Here is a 23,251-nt window from a genome sequence, read left to right as displayed (position 1 = left end):
TTCACAAAAAGCCCGCTTCAGGCGGGCTTTTTCATGGGTACCAGGGTTACTTCGTGCCGCTGCAGAACCCCCTATACAGGGTGTATAGCCCTATTTGGCCACCTAAGTCTTTCTCTAGTAGTACGTTAACGTTTCACGTGGATAAGGTCTTCACACAGGATGGCTAACCTACACCAGTTGAGTTGTATAATTTATATTATGTTAAGTAGATGATGATAAAATAAGGGCGCCTTTTATCAGCGCCCTTACCCTTACGGCTTATTTCGATTCTACACAGGCAATGTTCTTGCCTTCAAATTGCTTCAGAATCGTTTCTAATTGCTCAAGCGATGTATTCAACGAGTTGTCATCAGCTTTCACCGATTTTGCTTTCGTGAAGTACGGCAATGCCTGCTTGAATTTGCCACAAACGCGGCCTTCTACTTCTTTGCCGTTTTTCGTGTAATCAGCCATGCTCATGTTATCAACTTCGCGCTTCATCTCGGCACCTTCGTTGAAGTAATATACGCCCAGGTTAAAGTTAGCTTCGAAGTTATTGGGATCCGTAGCCAGCACTTTGTTGTAGTAACCCTTCGACAGTTCACGGGTCTCGGTGGCTTTCTTGGTTAGCTCACCCGCGTTTTTCTGCATGGCGGCACCATCTACTCCTTTAGCGGCTTCTTCTTTCATCTGAGCGTCCAGATCAGCCATTTTCTTTTTCTGCTCAACTACTTTAGCCTGCAAGTCGGTCAATTGACGTTTCAGTTCGGCGTTTTTGGGTTGCTTCTTGATGGCACCTGCCAAACGGGCTGCCTCAGCATTGTACGTGTCTAGTACCGCCTTTTCGTCGGCCACTTTCTTGCTCAGCTGACCACCTTTCTTACCCGAGTCGAGTGCTTTTTTGGCTTCCTTCTCATACTCAGTGGCTTTATTGTCGTACAGGATAGCCAGGTTCAGCGCCGACTGCACGTCGGTCGGATTCTTATCATAGTAATCCTTCATGCTGGCGATGGCGTCATCTACCCGGCCCGACGATTGCAGGATACTCACGCGGGTGGCATTAAGATCACGATTGCCCGGTAGCACTTTCAACGCCTTATCGAGCGTAGCCAGGGCTTTGTCGGTTTCTTTGTCGTTGTTATACATCTGCGCCAGTGAAGCCCAGATAGTAGCGTCGCGACCACCGTTGGCACCATATTTCTCAAACTGCTCTTTCGTCTGGGTCATATAGGTGGCTTTGTTTGCCCCCTCCCCTTTCGCATTCATTGCCTGCTGGGCACTGATACCCGCATACATAGGTGCTGTGGTATCGGCAGGATTAATCTGGGCAGCCATCGACATAGCGGCATAAGCTGCATCATAATTTTTAGCCTGGTATTTCCGAACCCCCTGGTTCATCATGGCCGAATACATCATCTTACCCGTCAGGGCTTCGTTGATCTCTTTGCCCATTTTGCCACCATTCGGCTCTACTTCCAAGGCCTTTTTATACGACTCATAGGCCACCATCGCGGCGTTTGAATCGAGCGTGTTCAGCTTTGGATCCAAGGCAATGGCTTCATAAATCTGCCCTTTGGTATACCAGGTTTTGGCTTTACCCGACAGTTTAGGCTCAGCCACGTTGGCGTCGATTTCTGTTTTGGCCTTATCGAGCGCACCCTGCTCTTTCAACAGAATCGCTTTGTTCTGGGCCATAGCTGTCAACGAAAACAGCGAGGCGGCCGATAGGATCAGGACTTGTTTCATGGATTGTGCCATGTAGCGTACTTATTGGGTTGATTTTGAAACTAAGAACGAAATTACACATTTCCTTCTGTTTTTAGACGCAAAACCGAGTCGCCGGTTTAATCCCAGCGACTCGGTTTCGTTACCTGGTACACACGCGCTCTATTCTGCCGACGAAGCAGAAACTTCATCTGGGCTATCTGTTACCTCAACCACGCCGTCAGATGGGCCGTCGGTTAACGTACTGGTCACACCTCCATCCTCATCCAGGTCATCCTGCACCACCGTTGTTACCGACGAGATAGCGTCGCCTTCACGGAGCTTGATCACGCGAACACCCTGTGTATTGCGGCCAATCACGTTGATTTCCCGTACAGGCGTCCGCAGCAAAATGCCCGACCGGTTGATGACCATCAGGTCAACGGTATCTGAGGCTTCCAGAATACCCACCAGGGCACCTACTTTTTCCGTCACCTTCAGTGTACCAACGCCTTTAGCGCCGCGGTTTGTGATCCGATACTCGTCGATAGGCGACCGTTTGCCATAGCCGTTTTCCGAAATCACGAGCAGTTGCGCATCAGGGCTACCAATGCACACCATGCCCACTACCCTATCGTCGGGCTGTGATTCATCAAGCGTGATGCCTTTCACCCCGGCCGCCGTACGACCCATGGGCCGAACGCCGCGTTCGTTGAACCGAACGGCTTTACCCGCCCGCGAGGCAATCACAATTTCGTTACTACCGTTGGTCAAAACCACGTCGAGCAGACGATCTTCCTGGTCAATCGTGATCGCGATGATACCACTCTGACGGGGCCGTGAATAGGCTTCCAACAACGTTTTCTTGATCGTGCCCTGCTCAGTACACATCACAATGTAGTTGTTGTTGATATAGTCCGGGTTGCCCAGGTCTTTCACGTTGATCACCGCCCGCACTTTATCATCCTGTTCAATCTGAATGTAGTTGGGCAGCGGCTTACCCTTGGCATCGCGGGCACCTTCCTGCAGCTTATACACCGGAAGCCAGTACATGCGCCCTTTCTGCGTAAAAATCAGCAGGGTGTTATGCATCGAAGCCGAGTACAGATGCTCGGTAAAGTCGCCGTCTTTGCTGGTGGCTCCTTTCGAGCCGGTACCACCCCGCCCCTGCTGCCGATATTGCGTCAGCGGCGTGCGTTTGATGTAGCCTTCGTGCGAGATCGTAATGATCATTTCCTCGTCGTCGATCAGCGACAGGTCGTCGATGTCACCATCGGCCAGGGCGTTGATCTGCGTGCGACGGGGATCGCCGTAACGGTCTTTGAGGTCGGCCAGCTCGATCTTGATAATCTGCCGCTTCCGCTCATCCGACGCCAGAATCTCGTTATAGTCGGCAATAGCACGCATCAGTTCGTCATACTCTGCCTGGATTTTAGCGCGTTCCAGGCCCGTCAGGCGCTGGAGGCGCATTTCCAGAATAGCTTTCGCCTGGGCATCAGACAAGGCAAAGTCCTCCATCAGTCCTTTGCGAGCCACGTCGGCATCGCGCGAACCACGGATCAGCTTGATCACCGCGTCAATATTATCAAGGGCGATGAGCAGACCCAGCAAGATGTGCGCCCGCTTTTCGGCCTCGCGCAGTTCATACTGGGTGCGACGCGTAATTACCTCATACCGATGCTCTACGTAATAGCGCATCATGTCTTTGAGGTTCAGAATCATGGGGCGGCCCTTCACCAGAGCCACGTTATTGATGCTGAACGACGATTGCAGGGCCGTGTGCTTGTATAGGTTGTTAAGCACTACGCTGGCGTTGGCATCGCGCTTGATGTCATACACCACCCGCATACCATCGCGGTCTGATTCATCGCGGAACGCCGAAATACCCTCAATCTTTTTTTCGTTGATGAGGTCGGCCGTTTTCTCCAGCATCACCGACTTGTTGATCATGTACGGAATCTCCGTGACGATGATCTGGGTTTTGCCTTTGTGTTCTTCAATGGTCGCGTTGGCCCGGATCACCACGCGCCCCCGGCCTTCGCGGAAGGCCGACTGCACGCCGCTCATGCCAAAGATGGTGCCGCCCGTTGGGAAATCGGGAGCCACCACGTGCTTCATCAGCTCGTCAACCGTGATGTCGTTGTTATCCAGGTAAGCCGTGATACCGTCGACCACTTCCGACAGGTTATGGGGGGCCATGTTGGTGGCCATACCCACGGCAATACCCGACGAGCCGTTGAGCAGCAGGTTGGGCAACTTGGCGGGCATGACGGTTGGCTCTTCCAGCGAATCGTCGAAGTTGGGCTGGAAATCAACGGTTTCCTTGTAGATATCACCCAGCATTTCTTCGGCAATCCGCTTCAGGCGCGCTTCGGTATACCGCATGGCCGCCGGCGAATCACCATCTACGGACCCGAAGTTCCCCTGCCCGTCAACCATGGGGTAACGCAGCGACCAATCCTGGGCCATCCGCACCATGGTATCGTAAACAGATGAGTCGCCGTGGGGATGGTATTTACCCAGCACCTCGCCCACGATACGGGCTGATTTCTTGTGTGGTTTGTTATAATTGACACCCAGTTCGGCCATACCGAAGAGGACGCGGCGGTGTACGGGCTTGAGGCCATCGCGTACGTCGGGTAAGGCCCGAGAAATAATCACCGACATAGAATAGTCGATGTAGGCACCGCGCATTTCGTCTTCGATATTGATCGGGACTACGTTGCTGGGGTTCTCCATTTCGGGAGCTTGATCTGCCATAAACGGAAGGGGGATTTCGCGAAAATTTACAATTTTGGCCGTAGCGTTTCACAGCAAGCGGCTATACACAAATATACAATTTTTCCGGGTAAATTAAAAGATATAGCCTAGAATCACGCGTAAGAAGCCTTGTTTGACAAAAAATACCTCCCCCCTATCCTGCTGATTACCAATCCGTGGAACAGTAGCTATATTCTTTCCGAAATACAATTAGTCGTTTTCTAAAACAGCCTTAGCAGCGCTGGACAATGAACGCTATATAGTGGATTAAAAAATCAGCGCTGACCTGCCTTACGCCTTCAGGCGGGGGTCGAAAAAAAAGGGTTCCGTGCGCAGCAGCTCGATGGCCGCAAAGTCAGGATGGGCGGGGTTGAGCAGGTAATTCCACTCCTGCGGCACGATCACCGACGGCACCCGCAACACCGCCGACGTGCCCGCCAGCAACCAGTTTTCGCCCTGCTGCTGGCATACGTCAAAATTCTGGTAATCAGTCCAGTTGTCAGGTAAGTCGGCGGGCAAAATAGTCTGCACGGATAGCCGGTCAGGAATATGAATGACCATGACCCGAAATAAGTCCTGCAGGCCCTCACCGCTACGGTGCACCACGTTTTCGAGACAGGCGAGGGCGCGGCTACCCGCCGTGTAAATCACAAACCGACCCCGCGTGTTCCAGCGCGCTACCCCACCCGATGCCATCAGCCGGTCGGTATAGATGGCTCGCGTAATTCGGTATACCTCCAAGTGGGTTATTTATTTACTGTCGTCCGTCTTCTGTTGCTCCGCATTTGCCCCCGGTTGCAAAGCAACAGAAGACGGACGACAGTAAACAGAAGACTTTTTACATTACGTTAAGCCAGGTCGCCGAAGTCGATGCGGACTAGTTCGTCCATGATTAAATCAATACCGCCCGACGTGCGCAGTAGTGAAAAAGGCACCTGATTACCCAGGCCAAACGCGGGCTTGTCCATCCACCGCCTGAACGCCTCGGAAGAACCAAACACCTCGGCCCCACGACTGAACAGAGCCTGCATTTTCAGCACCTTCTCACTATCCTGCGGATTAAGGTTGCGGTGCTCCCGTTCATAACGCTGAAACGTCTTGAGCGACGTGTCGAACACGTCGGCCACCTGTTCTCGCCGGTAGCCGGTTTGGTCAGCCACGTTAAAAAAAAGCAGTGCGGGTATACCCTGTAAGGCCGCCAACACCAATCTGTTTCGATCCTGAACCATGCTGAGTTTACGGTTTAGCGAAGTGGTGCTCCGCGGTGAACTGTACTGATAGCGGAGTGGTACTCCGCCAAACAGGTTACGACAAATATAGACAATTGTCTGATTAACACGGAAATTTGTCTTATTGTTCAGGAGCTGGTGAGAGAAAAAATCAGTACTGCCTCCAGAACCTGTAGCGACCACGGCCAGCCACTGCCTAACGCCTGCGTTGGCCAACAGCCAGTGAGCTGCCTGGTACTGGCAACGAAAGCCAACTGGTTACTCAGAAACACCTTACTTGTTTAGCGTTGGTCACTACTTAACCGATATCGAATCAGACCAGAAGGCGGGATGTCAATGCACCAGGTTAGGCAGGGGTAGCTGACGAAGTTGCCCGATCACGTATTGTTTATACGTCCGACCAATGCGTAGAACTTGTCCGTTGATGGTCACTTCATCTCCCTGCCAGCGAGAAATAAACTGAGGGTTTATCAGGTGTGATCGACTGATGCGTAAAAAGCCGCTGCCAGCTAAGTCTATTTCAACTTGCTTGAGGGTACTCCGCATTAAATAGCTGGGGCCAGCTGTTATGACCCGCACGTAGTTTTCCAAACTTTCCAGGTAGCGAATGTCATGGGCGTTCAGTTCGTGCCGCCTACGATCAGTCTGAACAGTGAGCAGATAACGGGGAAGGTTGCTAACCGAGGCGGTAGCCTGAGCGGCTCGGTTAGCAAATGGGACTAACTGGCGGAAGAGTACATAAACGCCCAGCCCCGTAAGCGTGAATAAATAGTATTTAATCAGGATAGGGATAGGCCAGAGCCCAAAACCGAACCGTAGAATTAGCCAGATATTAATCGTCCCCACGCTGAGCGCCAACGCTGTCCAGTACGCATACTGGCGACGTTTGCCCTGTTGGTACAGGCCCTCAAATAATACCCGATTGTGAAACACAAGCCAGCCATAAAGCAAGACTAGGAAGGCGTAAGGCGACCAGGCCATCCAACCTTTTCGGGCGTTCACCGCATACACGTCGAGCAGGTAGATAGCCATCAGCAAAGCCGTTAAGGCCAATGCGTTTCGCATCTAAAATCGATCTAGCCCCATGCGCTGCTCCATTGCTCGTTTAACAAAGATAATTAGGGAGCAATGCACTTAGTCACTAGTCAAGTGCATTGGCCACTCTACACTTGACAACGGCAAGTTGGGCTATCCACATTTGGGCCAGTCGCTGTCCAACGGCTATCGCTTCTATGTGTATCATGATGAATTAATTGCCCCGACCTGCCTACTGGCGGCTTGTTTGTCTACTGGTAATCTGCCTACTGAACCGGCAGAAAGCCCTGGCTCAACTCCGGGCTGGTGAATCAGCTCCGAGGTTTTCCTTGGCCGATCAGTTCGGTCAAACTACCACGCTGGATTTTCCAGTCAATACCCCAGTCATTATAGTGTTTGCCGGCCGGTCGGGCCGGGCCGAAGCCCAGCAGTGGGTTACGGCCCTGTTGCAGGTAACCCGCCCTGTCCGGCTGCTGACAGTTGCCTGCACGGGTTGGGTGCCAAAGCTGCTTCAGGGCGTTGTTCGCCGGGCTTTTGCAGAGGCTAAGCCCATCTTAATCAACTGGAACAACCGCGTAGCTGACTCGTACGGCTTTGGGCAAACGACCTGCCGACTGGTTGTCTTGACCGGCATAGGTCACGTAATCATCGTTGACGATGGCCCCTACTCACCGAAGCGCTTAACCGCCGTTGTCCACGCGATCACGCAACTACAGGCTAACAACTGATGATGGCTACTCCAACCATTTCTCTCCGGCGGTTGATTGCCTTGCCGTTTGTGGTGTTGCTTCTCACCCGCCTGGGCATTGAGCTTAGTGTGCATCTACTGCCCATGCGCTGGGCCTGGCTGCCCGCTTTTGGCCTCTACTATGCTACCACTAGTGCCAGTATTTTGTTTGCTAATCGGTATTGGGGTATCCCCATTGGCTTAATGAGCCGCCTATCGCCCCGGCCATCCTGGTCTCTCTTGGTCAGCGTCGTTATACCAGCCCTCTTACCCTTGGGCGTGTTTGTCTTCAACATAAAAGCGGTGTCCCTACCAATGCTAGGTGGCATCGGCTTGTTTGCGCTGATTAACCCCTGGTTTGAAGAATCGTTTTGGCGTGGCTTGCTCACCCACCTGCCGCTCTCCCGCTGGGGGCGCATTTTGCTGTCAGCCGCCCTCTTCAGCTTTTCCCATTATTTTCTCTGGGGTGCTTACTGGCTATCGGCCAGGCCGGTGTTGGTGGCTACCTGCGTAACGACGTTTTTGATGGGCGTCTGTTGGATGTGGTTCTATTTACGGGATGGCCGACTAGTTTACCCTATACTTTCTCACCTAGTCGTGGATGTGTTGAATCTATCAGTGGCTGTGTTTATGGGTCTTCAGCTAGCTACAATTCAATGAGATGCCGGATGCGTTGGTGAACCAGTTGGCGGAAACGTCGCCTTGAACTACCGCCTCATGATACCGTATGGGAAGTGGTGACCGGGGCGACGCGTTGGCTGGCTTACTTCACGTGAGATACCCAAATACGTACGTTAAGCCACCAGTTCCAGCAACCGGTCTTGTTGCAACACAATCCGCTGGCGCTCACCAAGCTCATCAGACGCCCGCATCAGGGGCAGACGGACTTCGGGCGAAATCAGGCCCATGATAGCCATTATATTCTTGATCCCCACGGGGTTACCTTCTTCGTAGAGCAGCGGGTCGATGCGCAGGAAATGGCCCAATTCATGGCTGGCCGTTTTGAAATCACCCTGCAACGCCGCGTCGATCATGGCGGTGAACTTGGCCGGGAAAGCATTGGCAATTACCGACATCACCCCTACCCCACCAATGCTGATGATGGGAACGCCCTGTACGTCGTCGCCAGAGATAAGCAGGAAATCAGCTGGCTTGTCGCGGGCAATTTCCATGCACTGCTCAATCACGCAGGAGGCTTCTTTCGCCCCAATGATGTTGGGGTGCTGAGCCAGTTCTACAATCGTTTCGGCACTCATGTTAATGCCCGTGCGAAACGGAATGTTATACAGAATAACCGGTACAGGGCTGGCATCGGCAATGCGCGTAAAATGCTCGATTACACCCCGCTTTCCGGGTTTATTGTAATACGGACAAACCGACAATATAGCATCAACTCCCTGAAAGTCAACATCTTTCATGCCTGACACTACCTCGCTCGTTACGTTGCCGCCAACGCCATAGACGATGGGCAACTGCTTCGGATTGTTAGCTTTGAGGTAGTCGAGCAACTGCGCCTTTTCTGTCTTCGTCACCGCCGGCGATTCACCCGTGGTGCCTTGCAGCACGAAGTAGCGCACGCCCCCTTCCGAGACGTGGTTGATAACCCGGCCAAAGCCATCGAAGTCGATGGTATGGTCGGCGTTGAAGGGTGTAACGATGGCGACACCTACGCCATGAAAAAGAGAGGACATGTACGGTAACGGGGTTGTATTACCCCAAAGTTACGGCTTTTCGGTGAAGGGAGTTTAAGGTTCAACGTCTAAGGTCTAGGCGACCCCGTCTAACGTTGCTTCGCGCATTAAACTCAAAGCGCGAAGCAACGTTAGACGGGGTCGCCTAGACCTTAGACGTTGAACCTTAAACTCCCTTCACCCCAGCATTGCCATGAACTCGTCTTCGGAGAGCATAGGCACGTTGAGCTGCTGGGCTTTGGCTACTTTCGACGGTCCGGCGTTTTCGCCAACGATAAGGAAGTTCAGCTTTTTCGATACCCCGCTGAGCAGTTTGCCACCATTGGCGGCAATGCGCTCTTCCATGGCTTCGCGGCTGAAATTGGTGAAGGTGCCAGTATACAAAAACGTCTTACCCGCCAGCGAATCGCTCTCCAGCGCCACCACTTTTTTCTCGGAAACAAACTGTAGCCCCGCCGCCCGGAGCCGCGCTACGTACCGCCGGTTATCTTCATCCTGAAACCAGGCAAAGGCACTTTCGGCAATACGGGGGCCTACATCAGGTACGCCCGCCAGGGTGTCCAGGGGGGCCGCCATGAGCGCATCGAGCGAACCAAAATAATCGACAAGGCGGTCGGCGGTGGTACTGCCGACGTACCGTATCCCCATAGCAAACAACACATTACCAAACGGTTGCGACTTAGACCGGTCAATAGCGGTGAGAATATTATCAACGGTTTTCTGGCCGAACTTCACCGTCCGCGCTTTGCCCGGCTCTTCCGTACCGTCGGCATGAACGACGGGCGTGGCGGGATATGTCTTTTCCAGACCCAGCAGTTTTTCGTTTGTCAGGTCGTACAGATCAGCAGGCTCTTCCACCAGCCCCCGCTCAATGAGCAGCTCAATTTTACCTTCGCCCAGGCTTTCGATATTCATGGCCCGGCGCTGGATAAAATGCTCGAACCGGGCCTGCCGCTGCGGAGGACAGTGCTTCTCGTTGGTGCAATAAAAGTGGGCTTCCCCCTCCTGCCGAACCAGCGGCGTTCCACAGGCGGGGCATTCGGTGGGGTATTCGATGGCGCGGGCCGATTCGGGCCGCTTGCTCAGGTCAACGCCCGTCACTTTAGGAATGATCTCGCCGCCTTTTTCCACGAACACCGTGTCGCCGAGCATTACCCCCAGCCGGGCAATCTCGTTGGCGTTATGCAGTGATGCCCGCTTCACCACCGTCCCTGCCAGCAGCACCGGCGATAGGTGCGCCACCGGGGTAACGGCCCCCGTGCGCCCCACCTGATACGTAATGCTGTTGAGCGTGGTAGCCGCCGCTGCCGCCTTGAACTTATAGGCAATGGCCCAGCGCGGACTCTTGGCGGTGTAGCCCAGTTCGCGCTGTTGGTCATAGCGGTTTACCTTGATCACGATGCCATCGGTGTTGAGCGGCAGGGTGAATCGTTTCGTATCCCACTCGGCGATGTAGGCCATAACCTCGTCAATACTGGTGCATTTCTTCCAGGTCGGTGAGATATTGAAGCCCCACTCGGCCAGGGTAATCAGGCTTTCTTCATGGGTCTGAAACACGGGTTCGTCGGAAAGAAACGAGTAGATAAAGCAATCGAGCCGGCGTTTGGCTACTGCTGCTGAGTCCTGCTGTTTAAACGTGCCCGATGCTGCATTGCGGGGATTAGCCAGTAGTGGCTCGCCAATGTCTTCGCGTTCTTTGTTGATCCGCTCAAATTCGGCCAGGGGCAAAAACCCTTCTCCCCGCACCTCAAAAAGGGGAGGAACGGAGGAACGTGAGGAGGTGGCATTCCCCCTTCCCTCCTTCACCCTCAACGGCATGGTGCGGATGGTGCGGATATTATGGGTAATATCGTCGCCACGGACGCCATCGCCACGGGTAGCGGCCTGTACCAGCAAACCATTTTCGTAGGTCATGCTGAGGGCAACGCCATCAAATTTTTGTTCGCAGATGTATTCGTACCCATCACCGTTCAGGCCTTTGCGCACCCGGTTGTCAAATTCAATCAGGTCCGTTTCATTGTAAGTATTCCCCAGCGACAGCATCGGAAAGCGGTGGTAGACGGTGGCGAACTCCTTGCTTATGGTACCACCGACCCGCGAGGTGGGTGAATCGGGTCGCTTGGCATCGGGATACTGCTGTTCAAGGGCTTGCAGTTCTTCCAGCAGTTTGTCGAAGGTGTAATCGTCTACAACCGACTGGCTGTGCTGGTAATATTGATCGTTATAATAGTTGAGCTGATCGGTCAGCTCCTGGATACGGTCTTGTGGCGACATGAAAAATAAGGCACCCGTAGCTGAGCTATAACAGCGACTTCGATACCTGGCTGGATTGGTTTACGAAGATGGCGGCGTTTCAGCGTTTGGGCAAAAAAAAGTAATTTTACTGAATTATGAACCCACCAATTATTGCCCCGTCGATCCTGGCGGCTGACTTTGCCAACCTGCAACGTGACGTTGAACTGATTAACCGTTCGGAGGCCGACTGGTTTCACGTCGACGTGATGGACGGCGTGTTTGTACCCAATATTTCCTTTGGTTTTCCGGTGATGGAGGCCATCCGCCGCCACGCTACCAAACCCCTCGACGTTCACCTGATGATTGTGCAGCCTGAGCGTTACATCGACGCCTTTGCCAAGGCCGGAGCCGCCGCCATCACCGTTCATTACGAGGCCTGTACACACCTGCACCGCACCTTGACGCAGATTCGGGAAGCGGGTTGCCGGGCGGGGGTAGCGCTAAACATGCAAACGCCCGTAGAGAGCCTGATCGACATTGCCGATGCATTTGACCAGGTGCTGATCATGACCATCAACCCCGGCTTTGGGGGGCAAAAATTATTACCCTTGTCCGTTCCGAAGGTGGCCAAACTGCGCCGGTTGCTGACCGAAGCCCACAGCCCGGCCCTTATCGGCGTTGACGGGGGCGTTGACACTCATACAATCGGCATGGTCGTTGCGGCAGGTGCTCATTATGCCGTGGCTGGCACCTCCGTTTTTGGCGCACCCGATCCGCTGGCTGCCATTCAAACATTAAAAACTGCCTCAAAACCCCTCCTGGCTTAACTTTACCGACACCGCAACGAAACCGTTCCTATGAAGAATCAGGTCCTTTACGCCTCCCTGTTCCTATCACTTTTTTTTACCGGTTGTAAGTTCAACCAGCAACGTACCGACAACCAACCAGCTTCTGACTCTACAACGGCTGAGGCCGACAGCACAGCAACGGCTACCGCTGACAAACCAGCTGAACCAGAATGGGCCAAAAATGCGACCATCTACGAAGTAAACGTACGGCAGTTTTCGGCCAAGGGGGATCTGGCTTCTGTGGAAACACAGTTGCCCCGACTTAAAGAACTGGGCGTTGACATTGTCTGGATGATGCCCATCTATCCGGTGGGCAAAGTAAACCGGAAAGGTTCGATGGGTAGCCCCTATGCCGTGGCCGACTACATGGCGGTGAACCCCGACTACGGAACCGTGGCCGACCTGAAACGGCTGGTGAAGCGGGCCCATGACCTGGGGCTCCGCGTGATTCTTGATTTTATTCCCAACCACACGGCCTGGGACCACCCCTGGACCAAACAGCACCCCGACTGGTATACGACGGTGAATGGTAAGATGACCTCACCCCTCGACGAGAAAGGAAAACCCACCGGCTGGGATGACGTGGTGGACCTTGACTACAGCAAGCCCGAACTGCGCAAAGCCATGACCAGTGTGCTGACGTACTGGCTTCGCGAAACCGATATCGACGGCTACCGCATGGATGTGGCCGGGCTGGTACCCACTGATTACTGGAAAGAACTGCGTCCGGCTCTCGATGATGTGAAACCCGTGTTTATGCTGGCCGAATGGGAGGCCGACCCGGCTCATTTCCGCACAGCGTTTAACATGAACTACGGCTGGGCTATGCACACGCTGCTGAAAAACATTGCCAAAGGCACCCACTCGGCCCTGGCGATCGACACGCTGCTGGCGCAACGGCAAAAAGAATATCCCGACTGGGCCTACCAGATGCAATTCACCCAAAACCACGACGAGAACACCTGGAACGGTACGCTGGCGGAGTCATTTGGCCCCGGGGCCAAAGCGTTTGTCGTACTCACGAGCACATTCAACGGCATGCCACTAGTATATAATGGAGCAGAAGCAGGACTAAATAAGCGGCTACAGTTTTTCGAAAAAGACCCGATCAGCTGGGGTACTTACAGCGAAGCCATGTTCTATAAATCATTGTTGACACTGAAACACCGCAACCGGGCGTTGTGGAACGGAAAACATGGTGGGCCACTGGTAAAAATCCCCACGGGTCACGATGCGCAGGTGTACGCCTTTTACCGGCAGAAAGACAATGACCATGTGGCCGTGATTATCAACCTGAGCGGACAGCCACAGACCATCAAACTCGGTGAGGGTGCCTACGCCGGTTTATATACCGATGTGTTCGCCCAGACGCCAATGGAGCTTAAAAACGATATGTCGCTGACACTCAAGCCATGGGCATATCATGTACTAACGAATTGAGTTTATACTTCAACGTCTAGGGCTAAGGTTGCTTTGCTGGGGTGTTCACCAACACGAAGTAACCCTGACCGCTGAGACCACTTCTTTACCCCTTTCATGTCGACACCTTTCTCCACTTCATGGCTTCACGTGCCCCCCCTGTGCAGGCGGGTCTGGCTGCTGTTTTGGCTACTGGCTGGTCTGGGGGAGGTATCGGCACAGGGTATTCAGTGGGCAAGTAAAGTAGTGGGCTATTCGTCGGAAGGACGGGGTGACGGAGGTGGACAGCAGTTTCAGGCAACACAGATCCTGGGCGTTCCCAGTATCTATCCCCGAACGGGCGTAAGTCCCTGCGCCTGGTCGCCGATCAGCCTGGACGGTGCGCCCGAAGAATGGATTACCGTGGCGGTGGCTAACACCCGTCCTGTGCGGCAGGTGCTGATTGCCGAGACGGCCAATCCCGGAGCGGTGGTGCGGGTGATCCTAACCGACGTTTACGGTAAAGAACACATCGTTTTTGATGAGAAAGAGGCAGCCATCCGGGCAACTAAAACGCCCATCGATCCGCTATTGCGCATCAACGTGGCCGATAGTACCCTGGAGGGGCGGCAGGTAAAGGTGGTGCTAAACCCAAGCCGTACCAAGGGGATGAACCAGATCGACGCTGTCGGGCTTAGCTACCTGCCCAACCCGCCGGTACCTGGCATACGCGTATCGCCCGATACGCCCGCCACGCTGGCTAAGGAAAGCGTAGGGCGGGGCATCAACACACCCGGTCAGGAGGTGGCCCCCGTCATTGCTCCCGACGGGAAAGTGCTTTACCTAACCCGTAATTTCCACAAAGGCAACACCGGTGTACCCGACAAGCAGGACGTGTGGTACTCGGTGCTTGATGCCGACCGAACCTGGAGCGAGGCGCAGAACATTGGCCCGCCCATCAACAATAATGACAATAACGCCATCAGTGGCATTTCGCCCGACGGCAAAACGATTTACCTGATCAACGTGTATCAGCCCAATGGCGGCATGACTTTCGGCATTTCCAAATCAACGATGACCAAGACCGGCTGGAGCATGCCCCGTGAGTGCAAAATCGTGAACAATTACAACAACCACGCAGAGCACCATATGGAGTTTACCGTGTCGCCCGACGGCAAGACGATGTTGCTGGCTGTACAGCGCAACGATGCCCTTGGCGATCAGGACCTGTACGTGTCGTTTCGGCAACCCGATCTCACCTGGAGTGAACCTAAAACCCTGGGGCCGACCGTGAACACGGCCGATTCGGAAAGCTCACCGTTTTTGGCTGTCGACAATAAAACCTTGTATTTCACTTCGCTAGGCAGGCCCGGCTTCGGCAATGGCGACATTTACGTGACCCGCCGCCTGGACGATTCCTGGACCAACTGGTCGGAACCCGAAAACCTGGGACCGGCCGTGAACACGCCCGAATGGGACGGTTATTTTACCATTCCTGCCTCCGGCGATTATGCCTACCTCAGCTCACGGGCCAATTCGCTGGGGGCAGATGATATTTTCCGGCTAAAACTATACCCCGCCATTCGGCCCGATCCAGTGGCCATCGTGTCGGGACAGGTACTGGATGCCATCAGCAAAAAACCGGTGGCCACCGACGTTATCTCTGACCTGTTCGACGACAAGGAATTTGCCAAGGTGGAATATGACCCCGAAACAGGCGAATACAAGATGGTGCTGCCTACCCAGAAGGCCTATCAGCTTACAGCTCGCAAAGACGGCTACTTCCCCGCCAGCGAAACGCTGGACCTGAGCAACGACAAGCGATTCCGCGACATCAAACGAAACCTGTACCTGATGCCCATTCAGGCCGGAGCCAAGATGATTTTGCGTGGGGTGCACTTTGCTCAAAGCGAAGCACAGTTGCTGCCAGGGTCGGAAATAGAACTGGACCGGGTGCTGGCTCTGCTGAAACAACACCCCGACATGGAAATTTTGCTGGAAGGCCATACCGACAATCAGGGTGAGTGGGCACCCAATATGAAGCTGGCCGAAGACCGGGTGAAGACCGTGAAAGAGTACCTCACAGGCAAAGGTATCACCGAAAACCGGGTGCAAACCAAGGCGTGGGGGCCCTCGAAGCCCATTGCCAGTAACGAAACCGAAGAGAAGCGTAAGCTGAACCGGCGGGTAGAATTCACTATTCTGAAATTGTAATTCAGTGGGGTGTTGGCTTATTTTGTGCCCATCACCCCACCTCCATGCCGGTCGCTCGGCCCGCTATGCCCCTCCGTCCTTCGTCCAACATTCCTCTGTCTACCCGTTCCCTCATTGTCTTGCTGGTCATCATGGCGGTGGCCTTCGCGTTGCGCATCTACAAGCTGGATGCCCACGGCGTGTACCTCGACGAAAAATTTACGCTCGTAGCCTCGCAGGGTGTGGTGCAGGAAGGATCGAACCAGCACGACGTTTTTTTCACGCCCGGCAAACCCTATTTTACCCCCAAAGAATTTCATAAACCCAAGCGCCTGGCCGACTACGACGAAGCCATTGCCCGCAGCGACATCAGCAATAGCCCTGCCTACACGGGGCTGCTCTCGCTTTGGATACGCGTGTTTGGCATCAGCGATTTCTCGGTGCGGTTCCTGTCGGTGCTGTTTAGCATGGGTACGGTCTGGCTTATTTTTCTGCTGGCCCGTCGCTACACTGGCTCGGTGCGCGTAGGCCTGATTAGTGCCGCTGTGGCAGCTACAGAGCCGTTTTTTGTCGCCTACAGCCACGTTGCCCGCGCCTACAGCATGACCATTTTTGTGTCACTGCTGGCTACCTGGCTCTTTCTGCGCATTCTAGATCGGCTTTCCGACCCAACCCGGACCGGCGAACGCAACGTGTTTCTGGCCAATAAAGGCCTCTGGGGTCTCTATGCAGGCTACGGCATTGCCTATGCGGTCTCTATTCTGGGGCACACGCTGGGGCTGATGGTGTTTGTAGCCCACGGCCTGTACCTGCTGCTGTACGTGCGCAACTGGTCAGCCTACGTGGGCTTTGGCCTGGCCGGTCTGCTGGCCACGCTGGGGCTGCTGGTGCCGTGGTTTACGCTCTACGCGGGCAAATACCTGTTCATGACAATGGCCTATCAGGCGCAGTTTTACAAGCATCTGGCCGATACGAACCCGCTCAATAACGGGTTTGGCGTTATCCTGCCCGCCACCATGCCCAACGTATTCAATGCGGCGTTGCCCGTGGTGGCTGATTTGTTCTGGCTCACCAACGGCCTGGCCTCTGATACGCTGGGGCGACGAAATGTGCTCATCGAATTAGCCATCGGACTGTTGGTGCTGGGCTTAGTGTTGGTAGCCGAGCGACAACGCCGGGCAGGCCAAACGCCGTACGGGCAGACACCCTGGTGGGCAAAAGTTGGCGTACCAATGCTATTGTTGGGCGTTCTGCTGATCGTAACGATTCCGAACGGTCAGGCCATGATGCTGACGGCACTGCCCCTGTTCGGTTACGTACTCTACAAAGCCGTTCAGTATTTTGGCCAAATCCAGCAGCGGCATTTTCTGGTGCTCATGGGCCTGCTGCTGCTTACCCCTACGTTTTTCCTGTTGTTCATCGCCTTCCGCAATGGACACACCTACGGCATTACGCAGCGGTACACCAGCTTTTCGTTTCCCTACGCGGTCATAATCATCGGTGTGCTGATTGACCAGTTGTTCCGAATGGACCGCTACATCAGCTACGTTCTGGCGCTTGTGCTGCTGTTGAAAGTATACTACATCATGGACCTGAACAACCGTATTCTTGCTGATATCGCGCCTAAATACACGCAGTTTGGCGTGGCCCGCATCAAAAATCCGTATATGACCGCCGCCGACCGTATCGAGCAGCAATACACTCCTGGCGATACCGTGCTGTACCCCGCCGTCAGGCTGCATCCCGCCGACGAAATAGAGAAAACATTCTGGCCGTTTTCCATCAAAGACGCACAGATGACTAACCTCTACCTGCCCCACGACGCCACGTATTATCAACGAATGGACACCACACAGGAAAATCAGATTTGGCTTGTGAAAGGCCGCACCGGGCAGCGGGTGCTTATCTTTGATTTTAAAGGACCAACCTATCGGTATTGAGCTAGCTGATAGACCGCTGATTTTTATGATCATTATGATTAAAAAAGATCATTCTTGATCATACGCATCATAAAAATCCGCGGTCTATCAGCCAGTTCAGTGCCTATACATTATGATATCCCAACAACCCACACAGCCGGTTTTTCCCAGAGCGACGGCAACCCACCGGCCCTGGCTGGGTTGGCTGTATGCGCTGGTATTTACGGCCCTACCCATTGGTGCAGTGGCCTGGGCATGGTGGTGCGGGGCGGCGAACGTACCCAAATGGGACGACCACGCGCTGAAAGAATCACTGCTGCAACTAGAGAAAGCCACCTCACCGCTCGGCTGGTTCCGGCAGGTGATTGCGCAACATAACGAGCACCGCATTGCCCTCGACCGGCTCCTGGCCTGGGCTGATTTTACCCTGTCTGGCAAGCTCAGTTTCACCCGGCTTATGGTCTACGGCGATATGAGTTTGCTGTTTTTGGTGGCGCTGTTCGGCGTGGTGCTGGCCCGCTACACCAAAGCCTGGTACGTGTTTTTGCCGCCGGTGGCGTTTTTTATTATCAGCCTGGCGCAGTGGGAAAACCTGTACTGGGCCTTATCGTCGATTCAGAATTTTGGCGTCGTTTTCTGGTCGCTGGCCTGCCTATACGCCCTGGCACACCAACCCAAACCATGGTTGGCCATTGGCCTCGCCGCCGGGGCAACGCTCGTAAGCGGCAACGGTTTTCTGGTCTGGCCCATTGGCGTTTTGATGCTGTTGGTGCAACGCCGCAACCGTGATTTGCTGCCCTGGGGTATCGCGGCGATGGGGCTGATCGCCCTGTATTTCTGGCACTACGCCATGCCCAAAACGCACCCACCCACGCGGGGCAATGTGGTCGAACTGGCAGGGGCTTGTCTGGCCTTTTTGGGTGCCGCCATTGAGGCCTTGCCTACCACCCAACCCTATCTGCTGAGCATGCTGCTTGGCGGGGGTTTATTGCTGGGCTGGGGCGTTGAACTGGTCCGTTTTGCAGGCCAGGGCAGGCATAAAACAAGCTGGAAACCTCTGCAAACGTTTGGGTTCGGGGCGTTGGCGTTCCTGGTTGGCACGGCTATGGTGGTGGTGTGGGGCCGGTTTGGCTACGGGAAGGATATGCTGCTCACCAGCCGCTACCGAATCTATTCCCTAACACTGTTATCTTTGACATATACCTACTGGCTGTCAATACGTTACAACAAAGAGGCATTTTCAGCGAAAATGGTATGGACATACGCGCTTGGCGGGCTTGTTCTAAGTGGTATACTCTGGTGGAGTGCCTTCCGGCTCAATACCCATGAGGTAATTGCCCTCCGAAAACAGTTGCTCACCAGTCAGTACAACTGGACCTATACCCGCAACGCACCCACGTCGGGCATTGACTCCACCACCGCCCGGCTTATCGACAATGCCCCGGCGTTTTATGATGCAACCCTGCCCCGGTTTTTCAAGCCCGTCACCGCTGCAATATTCCCCGTCGACACGCTATTTAAAGCCGGCGATAATTACATACTACGGCTCGGTGTAGCCCCCACTTCGCCCCCCGTTATGCCGTCGCTGACTCATCCCGACGCTGGGCTGAATGTATTGCTCCGGTCGGCCAAACGAACGTACCTCTACGGTGTCCTGCCCCGCCCCTATCGCAACTGGCGGGTGCTGGTTGGACTACTTCCTTTGTACCCCAACGGCCAGCCCATCGAAGTGGCCATACCAGGCGGTGAACTTGACGCGGGCACCTACGATCTAGCCGTGGTGCAGTACGGTCTCCAGGCCTCAACAGGTATGTTGCGGCCCACCAACAGGTTGCTCACCGTGGCCCCGCACCACACCATCACCGGCCCCGTTAAAAACTGGTAGCCCGGCTTTTTCTATGACAACGTTAACCCAACCCACCACTCGCCCCGCGCTTAACCACCTTGTGCAACTCGACGGAGTCCGGTTCATTGCCGTGGCGATGGTGCTCATCGATCACTGGACCGCCGAGCGCCTGCCCCCCATCCTGTTTGTACCACTGGGTTCGCTGGGCGTCACGATCTTTTTTGTGCTTAGTGGTTTTCTCATTTCGCGCATTCTGCTGTCGGGCAAAGACAAACTACCCGAACCCAAGTCGGCCTCACTGGGTGGCTATCTGAAAACATTTTACATCCGCCGGACACTACGCATTTTCCCGATATACTACCTCACGCTGTTTATTCTCTATGCCCTGAATGAACCGCCCGTACGCCGTACTATTGGCTGGCTGGCCCTGTATGCGAGCAACCTGTATATCGCCAGATACGGCACCTGGATGGGCACCGTCGATCACCTCTGGTCGCTGGCGGTGGAAGAGCAGGTGTACCTGGTGCTGCCCATGTTGCTGTTTGTGCTACCCCGCCGGCTGGTGATGCCCACGGCCCTGCTCATGATGGTGGGCAGCGTGGCCCTGCGCTATGGCCTTATGCGCCACGGCAGCACCTGGTTTATCGGCTACGTATCCATGCCCACCTGCCTCGACGCCTTCGGGCTGGGGCTGATCATGGCCTACCTCTGGCTCTACCAGCGCCCACGCTTCGATGCGCTCTTTCGCTCGTCTATTGGCCTCATCATCAGCATCATAGCGTTTGGCCTGGTGGTCTGGGGAGCGCGTACCACTGCCGCCGCACAACCGGGTCTCGACTATCACGTAAACAATATTTACGCGCACGTCTGGGAACGGCTCACGGCTTCGTTCGTTGGTTTTTTCCTGATCGGCCGGGCCATTCTGGGCTTTCGGGGACCCATGAAATCATTCCTCGAAAGCCGGGTCAGCCAGTATCTGGGCCAGATCAGCTACGGCCTTTACCTGTATCACAATTTCATTTACAATGCCTACCACACCCCCCAAACCCATATTGTGTTGCGCGTGTGGCGGCGGCTGGTGAGCTACGTACCTACGCTGGGCAGCTCGTTTGCCTTTGAGTTTGTTTATTTTCTGGTCATCACCATTGCCCTCGCCAGCCTGTCGTGGTTCCTGATCGAAAAGCCAATCAACCGCTTAAAGGACCGGTACGCCTACTAACCAGACCCATTGGCTAAGGTCTGGGGCCATTCGGGAGGGCGGGCCAAACAAATACCTATCTTTGCCCTGTTGTTTATTCAGTATATCATCTACGTATCGATCCCATCGGTAGCCTATAGATTTCTCCCCAAACGATGCCCGTATTCTTATCGATTGTCATGCCTGCCTACAACGAAGAAGCCGTTATTGAAGACGTTGTGGTGCTGTGGACCAATCTGTTAACCGCCCATTTCCCTACCGAAACCACCCGCCTGATTGTTGTCAACGACGGCTCAAAAGATAAGACGGGAGCCATTCTGGATCAGATCGCGCCGAAATATCCCCAACTTATGGTCGTGCACCAGCCCAACGGCGGTCACGGCAATGCGGTGGTCAACGCTTACCGGCAGGCCATCGCCCTCGATTCGATGTATGTGTTCCAAACCGACAGTGACGATCAGTTCGTCACCGCCGATTTTGACAAGCTCTGGGCAAAACGGGCCGAATCACCATTTATTCTGGGCCACCGCGAAGTTCGGTTCGATGCTCCCGCCCGGCTGATTATCACCCGCATCCTGCGGCTGAGCATTGCCCTGATCTACGGCACCTACATCAAAGACAGCAACATCCCGTTCCGCCTTATTCGGGGTAGTTATCTCAAGCGGCTGCTGGCGCAACTGCCCACACCCACGCCTTTCGCCCCCAACATTTTCCTGGCCGTGATGGCCAAAAAAGCGGGCAACAACCTATTCGATATTCCTATTACGCACAAAGAGCGCTTAACCGGCGAGGTGTCTATCCTCCGCTGGAAGCTGCTGAAAGTATGCATCCAGAGTTTCCGTGAACTGGCGCAGTTCCGGCTCGATCTGGGCAAGAAAGTAGCCGCGCTACGGCAACCTGAGCCTGTTCTCAACTAACTGATTACCAGCCTGTAAATAAATTTTCTTTTCACAAAATGCACACTAAATACGTAATTATTGGCTCAGGTCCAACGGGCCTGGGTGCGGCGCACCGACTGAAAGACCTCGGCATCACTGACTTTGTGGTGCTCGAAAAAGAAGACCGGATCGGTGGCCTGTCAAAAAGCTTCGTCGACGAAAAAGGCTTTACCTGGGACGTTGGTGGACACGTACAATTTTCGCACTACAAGTACTTCGACGACCTGATGCTGAAGGCATTGGGCGAAGACGGCTGGCTTAAACACCAGCGCGAATCGTGGGTCTGGATCGAGAACCGGTTTGTGCCGTACCCATTTCAGAACAACATCAAATACCTCTCGCCCGAAACGATGTGGAAGTGCCTTGAAGGCATTATTCACGTCTACAAAAACCCCTCGACGCAGAAGCCTAAAAACTTTAAAGAGTGGATTCTGCAAACCGCCGGGCCAGGCATTGCCGAGGTATTTTTGTTCCCCTATAATTTCAAGGTGTGGGCCTACCCCACCGAGGAGATGAACGCCGTGTGGGTGGGTGAACGCGTAGCCATTGCCGACTTGAGCCGGGCCACTAAAAACGTGATCTTCAACCAGGACGACTTTTCATGGGGTCCCAACAGCACGTTTCAGTTTCCTAAAAAAGGCGGTACGGGCAGCATCTGGGAAGCCGTGGGCAACATCATCGGGCGTGATAAATTCAAGCTCAATGCCACGGTAGAGAAAGTAAATGGCCCCACAAAAACCCTCACGCTGGCCGGTGGCGAAACCATCACCTACGATCACCTGCTGAGCACGGTACCGCTCGACATCTTCACCCGCTACGTAGAAGGGCTTGATCCTAAGCTGGTTGAGACTGCCCAGGGGCTGAAACACTCGTCGACCAACGTAGTGGGCATTGGCCTGAAAGGTAAACCCAGCGAACGGCTGAAGACGATGTGCTGGATGTACTTCCCCGAAGCCAACAGCCCATATTACCGCGTTACGGTGTTCTCGAACTACAGCCCCAACAACGTACCTGACTCAGAGCAGTATTGGTCGCTGATGACCGAAACGAGCGAGTCGTCGGCCAAGCCGGTAGACCGCGAGAACCTGATCCGGGATACGATTAAGGCCCTGATCGAAGACCAGTTGATTGAGTCGGAAGACGACGTGGTATCTACCTTCCATAAAGCATTCGAGTACGGCTACCCAACCCCATCCGTCGAGCGTGACGGTATTCTGAACGCCGTATTGCCCGCCCTGGAGCCGTTTGGCATTAAGTCGCGGGGTCGTTTTGGTGCGTGGAAATATGAGGTAAGCAACCAGGACCACTCGCTCATGCAGGGTGTGGAATGGGCCAACCGCGTAGTGGCCGACGTACCCGAATTAACCCTCTTCTTCCCAGATACGGCCAACGCCATGTGGGGTAAGTAAGGTTGCAGGTTTAACGTCTAAGCGGTCCGCCGCTGCGAGTCCAAAGTTTTCGTCTCTGAACCTATTCAGGACGGCTACTTTGGACTTTCTGGTTTTACTTTTGGTGGTCGTTGTTTTCTTTGTCATCCCGAAGTATGAGGGA

Annotated in this window: 17 protein-coding genes; 10 read left to right on the top strand and 7 right to left on the bottom strand. The window is 54.3% G+C overall.

Annotated features, from left to right (window positions below; all coding sequences use genetic code 11):
- Positions 1-258: 258 nt before the first annotated feature.
- The 5 genes from J2I47_RS05320 to J2I47_RS05300 form a co-directional block, all read right to left on the bottom strand.
- Positions 259-1,725: a tetratricopeptide repeat protein gene (locus J2I47_RS05320; RefSeq protein WP_229374298.1), complete on the bottom strand. Its 1,467-nt coding sequence runs from the start codon at positions 1,723-1,725 to the stop codon at positions 259-261.
- Between the two features lie 141 nt (positions 1,726-1,866).
- The gene (gene gyrA, locus J2I47_RS05315) at positions 1,867-4,443 is read right to left on the bottom strand and encodes a DNA gyrase subunit A (RefSeq protein WP_207363511.1); all 2,577 of its coding nucleotides are present in this window, start codon (positions 4,441-4,443) and stop codon (positions 1,867-1,869) included.
- Positions 4,444-4,734: 291 nt separating this feature from the next.
- The gene (locus J2I47_RS05310; protein ID WP_207363510.1) at positions 4,735-5,184 is read right to left on the bottom strand and encodes an RES family NAD+ phosphorylase; all 450 of its coding nucleotides are present in this window, start codon (positions 5,182-5,184) and stop codon (positions 4,735-4,737) included.
- A gap of 107 nt (positions 5,185-5,291) precedes the next feature.
- A complete protein-coding gene (locus J2I47_RS05305) occupies positions 5,292-5,672 on the bottom strand; it encodes an Xre family toxin-antitoxin system antitoxin (RefSeq protein ID WP_207363509.1) in 381 nt (126 codons plus the stop codon).
- 333 nt (positions 5,673-6,005) lie between these two features.
- Positions 6,006-6,737: a LytR/AlgR family response regulator transcription factor gene (locus J2I47_RS05300; RefSeq protein WP_207363508.1), complete on the bottom strand. Its 732-nt coding sequence runs from the start codon at positions 6,735-6,737 to the stop codon at positions 6,006-6,008.
- Between the two features lie 188 nt (positions 6,738-6,925).
- On the opposite strand from J2I47_RS05300, the gene J2I47_RS05295 reads away from it, so the two are divergent.
- Positions 6,926-7,435, top strand: a complete 510-nt coding sequence (locus J2I47_RS05295) for a thioredoxin domain-containing protein (RefSeq protein ID WP_207363507.1) — start codon at positions 6,926-6,928, stop codon at positions 7,433-7,435.
- A 2-nt stretch (positions 7,436-7,437) separates the two neighbouring features.
- The gene (locus tag J2I47_RS05290; RefSeq protein ID WP_207363506.1) at positions 7,438-8,094 is read left to right on the top strand and encodes a CPBP family intramembrane glutamic endopeptidase; all 657 of its coding nucleotides are present in this window, start codon (positions 7,438-7,440) and stop codon (positions 8,092-8,094) included.
- 134 nt (positions 8,095-8,228) lie between these two features.
- Here J2I47_RS05290 and dapA read toward each other — a convergent pair whose 3' ends face one another.
- Both dapA and ligA read right to left on the bottom strand, forming a co-directional pair.
- Positions 8,229-9,125, bottom strand: a complete 897-nt coding sequence (dapA, locus tag J2I47_RS05285; RefSeq protein WP_207363505.1) for a 4-hydroxy-tetrahydrodipicolinate synthase — start codon at positions 9,123-9,125, stop codon at positions 8,229-8,231.
- Positions 9,126-9,302: 177 nt separating this feature from the next.
- Entirely contained in the window at positions 9,303-11,399 is a 2,097-nt protein-coding gene (gene ligA / locus J2I47_RS05280; RefSeq protein ID WP_207363504.1) for an NAD-dependent DNA ligase LigA, read from the bottom strand.
- A gap of 116 nt (positions 11,400-11,515) precedes the next feature.
- Here ligA and rpe point away from each other — a divergent pair, with 116 nt between their 5' ends.
- From rpe to J2I47_RS05240, 8 genes are all read left to right on the top strand, one after another.
- Positions 11,516-12,187 carry a ribulose-phosphate 3-epimerase gene (gene rpe / locus J2I47_RS05275; protein ID WP_207363503.1) on the top strand — a complete coding sequence of 224 codons (672 nt, stop codon included), beginning with the start codon at positions 11,516-11,518 and terminating at the stop codon, positions 12,185-12,187.
- Between the two features lie 30 nt (positions 12,188-12,217).
- Entirely contained in the window at positions 12,218-13,648 is a 1,431-nt protein-coding gene (locus tag J2I47_RS05270; protein ID WP_207363502.1) for an alpha-amylase family glycosyl hydrolase, read from the top strand.
- 96 nt (positions 13,649-13,744) lie between these two features.
- The gene (locus J2I47_RS05265; protein WP_207363501.1) at positions 13,745-15,820 is read left to right on the top strand and encodes an OmpA family protein; all 2,076 of its coding nucleotides are present in this window, start codon (positions 13,745-13,747) and stop codon (positions 15,818-15,820) included.
- 65 nt (positions 15,821-15,885) lie between these two features.
- Positions 15,886-17,739, top strand: coding sequence for a glycosyltransferase family 39 protein (locus tag J2I47_RS05260; RefSeq protein WP_207363500.1), 1,854 nt, complete (start codon positions 15,886-15,888; stop codon positions 17,737-17,739).
- A gap of 112 nt (positions 17,740-17,851) precedes the next feature.
- Positions 17,852-19,603, top strand: coding sequence for a protein kinase family protein (locus J2I47_RS05255; RefSeq protein WP_207363499.1), 1,752 nt, complete (start codon positions 17,852-17,854; stop codon positions 19,601-19,603).
- Between the two features lie 13 nt (positions 19,604-19,616).
- Positions 19,617-20,783 carry an acyltransferase family protein gene (locus J2I47_RS05250; protein ID WP_207363498.1) on the top strand — a complete coding sequence of 389 codons (1,167 nt, stop codon included), beginning with the start codon at positions 19,617-19,619 and terminating at the stop codon, positions 20,781-20,783.
- A gap of 134 nt (positions 20,784-20,917) precedes the next feature.
- Complete coding sequence (locus J2I47_RS05245; RefSeq protein WP_207363497.1) at positions 20,918-21,679, top strand: glycosyltransferase family 2 protein; 762 nt, start codon at positions 20,918-20,920, stop codon at positions 21,677-21,679.
- Between the two features lie 38 nt (positions 21,680-21,717).
- Positions 21,718-23,109, top strand: coding sequence for a protoporphyrinogen/coproporphyrinogen oxidase (locus tag J2I47_RS05240; protein ID WP_207363496.1), 1,392 nt, complete (start codon positions 21,718-21,720; stop codon positions 23,107-23,109).
- Positions 23,110-23,251 lie beyond the last annotated feature (142 nt).

The organism is Fibrella rubiginis, from assembly GCF_017353185.1.
GTDB lineage: Bacteria > Bacteroidota > Bacteroidia > Cytophagales > Spirosomataceae > Fibrella > Fibrella rubiginis.
The sequence above is the reverse complement of the archived record's forward strand: the minus strand, read 5'-3'. Positions and strand labels throughout refer to the sequence as shown.

Excerpts from the sequence above, each read along its gene's own strand:
- J2I47_RS05320 (WP_229374298.1), bottom strand. The coding sequence starts at position 1,725 with ATGAAACAAGTCCTGATCCTATCGGCCGCCTCGCTGTTTTCGTTGACA.
- gyrA (WP_207363511.1), bottom strand. The coding sequence starts at position 4,443 with ATGGCAGATCAAGCTCCCGAAATGGAGAACCCCAGCAACGTAGTCCCG.
- J2I47_RS05305 (WP_207363509.1), bottom strand. The coding sequence starts at position 5,672 with ATGGTTCAGGATCGAAACAGATTGGTGTTGGCGGCCTTACAGGGTATA.
- J2I47_RS05300 (WP_207363508.1), bottom strand. The coding sequence starts at position 6,737 with ATGCGAAACGCATTGGCCTTAACGGCTTTGCTGATGGCTATCTACCTG.
- J2I47_RS05290 (WP_207363506.1), top strand. The coding sequence starts at position 7,438 with ATGGCTACTCCAACCATTTCTCTCCGGCGGTTGATTGCCTTGCCGTTT.
- dapA (WP_207363505.1), bottom strand. The coding sequence starts at position 9,125 with ATGTCCTCTCTTTTTCATGGCGTAGGTGTCGCCATCGTTACACCCTTC.
- ligA (WP_207363504.1), bottom strand. The coding sequence starts at position 11,399 with ATGTCGCCACAAGACCGTATCCAGGAGCTGACCGATCAGCTCAACTAT.
- rpe (WP_207363503.1), top strand. The coding sequence starts at position 11,516 with ATGAACCCACCAATTATTGCCCCGTCGATCCTGGCGGCTGACTTTGCC.
- J2I47_RS05270 (WP_207363502.1), top strand. The coding sequence starts at position 12,218 with ATGAAGAATCAGGTCCTTTACGCCTCCCTGTTCCTATCACTTTTTTTT.
- J2I47_RS05265 (WP_207363501.1), top strand. The coding sequence starts at position 13,745 with ATGTCGACACCTTTCTCCACTTCATGGCTTCACGTGCCCCCCCTGTGC.
- J2I47_RS05260 (WP_207363500.1), top strand. The coding sequence starts at position 15,886 with ATGCCCCTCCGTCCTTCGTCCAACATTCCTCTGTCTACCCGTTCCCTC.
- J2I47_RS05255 (WP_207363499.1), top strand. The coding sequence starts at position 17,852 with ATGATATCCCAACAACCCACACAGCCGGTTTTTCCCAGAGCGACGGCA.
- J2I47_RS05250 (WP_207363498.1), top strand. The coding sequence starts at position 19,617 with ATGACAACGTTAACCCAACCCACCACTCGCCCCGCGCTTAACCACCTT.
- J2I47_RS05245 (WP_207363497.1), top strand. The coding sequence starts at position 20,918 with ATGCCCGTATTCTTATCGATTGTCATGCCTGCCTACAACGAAGAAGCC.
- J2I47_RS05240 (WP_207363496.1), top strand. The coding sequence starts at position 21,718 with ATGCACACTAAATACGTAATTATTGGCTCAGGTCCAACGGGCCTGGGT.